This window comes from Centipeda sp. (in: firmicutes), from assembly GCF_057271695.1.
In genome coordinates, this window is record NZ_DBHIVL010000148.1 from 1 (window position 1) to 1,513 (window position 1,513).

At 48.6% G+C, this 1,513-nt stretch carries 1 protein-coding gene; it reads right to left on the reverse strand.

What is annotated here, in order from left to right; translation table 11 throughout:
* Window positions 1-52: 52 nt before the first annotated feature.
* Window positions 53-1,285, reverse strand: a complete 1,233-nt coding sequence (locus tag ACO6BQ_RS12550) for a recombinase family protein (protein WP_489121483.1) — start codon at window positions 1,283-1,285, stop codon at window positions 53-55.
* Between the last annotated feature and the right edge of the window lie 228 nt (window positions 1,286-1,513).

The window sequence follows — 1,513 nt, forward strand, 5'->3', positions numbered from 1 at the left end:
TTACTTTATCTAAAATCCTTGCAAAGAAGTTGTCAACTTTATTTATACAACATCAAACCTCGCGAAGGGCGGAGGGGATAGACAGCGAACGAGCGACGAGCGTTGAGAGCTCCGATATCTCCTGTGTGATCTCCTTGTATGTTTTTGTATATTTGTCCTTATCCATTAAGCCTGCGATATATATATCCTCAAGCCGTGAGAGCTTCGCCTTGAGCGCGTCTATCTTTGATTCCGGGCGTTCCCTTCCTTGCTGACCACAAAATGACTCCATCGTGATGATATGCTCTCGAATCAATGATTGAATATTATCGAGCAGATATTGTTCTATCTTATCCTCGTACATACCGCGCGCAAAATGACAGCCGGGCATTGAGCGATTGACACGGTAGCCGCACTGATATTGAAAACGCCGCTCCCCGTCGCTATTCACACGTCGCCCGCGATATGCCGCTAAATTCCTACCGCAGTCAGGACACCGGAGGAGTCCGGAGAATAAATAGATCCTGCCACTGTGCGTATACTTTGTATTACGCGAAAGAATCTCCTGCACCCGAAAGAAAACATCATGAGGAATCAGCGAAAACATATAATCAGGAATGCCGTACACCTCACCGATATAAGAACGATTACGCAGAAGGTCAAACAGCCCTGCCTTGGTGATCTTGTGCTCGAACTTATCATAAAGAACCTGCACCAAAGAGCGCGTAGATCCGCCGCTCAAAATATGGTTGAACGCACATTCAACAATCGGCGCCGTTTTATCATCCCTCGCGAAATAGCCATCTGCAACCTTTAGCCCTAGGGGAATTAGACCTGTTACAAACTGTCTGCGTGCGCGTTTTCCCTCAAACACATACCGGATGCGCTCTCCCGTCTGATCGCTCTCATGCTGTGCGATTGAGAGCTTGAGATTCAGCATAAGAATCCCATTCGGCGTCGTCGTATTATAGTCCTCACGACTGCATACCCAATCGACCCCGCAAGCGTCCAGACGTTCTTTGACCTTGTAGAAATCCGCGACATTGCGAAACCAGCGATCAAGGCACTTGATAACGATGATGTCGATGTGTCCTGCCTCCACATCGGCAAGCATTCGCTGCAGTTCCTTCCGACGGGACATCGCCTTGCGTGCGCTCACACCTTCATCGGCATAGATCCCAACCACCGAATAACCATGTTCCTTCGCATAGTTCAGCAGATCAGTGCGCTGCTCGCCGAGGGATAGACCATGCCGCGCCTGTTCCTCGGAGGAGACGCGGATATAGAGAGCCGCACGTTTCGGCATAAAAATACACCTCCAAAATTGCGTATGGAAAATACGCCATGAAGGTGCTATAATGAATTTGTGTATTCGGAGCATCTTCATGGTGTTTCGGCAGGGCGGCGATATTGTCAGTATCATCGCCCTCAAGGGTCGCTCGCGTTGTCAGCGCGGGCGGCTTTTATTTGTTTGAGAATAATAAATGGGGCTGTTGCACGAAGGTAAATTTATCTTTGTGCAACAGTCTATCTT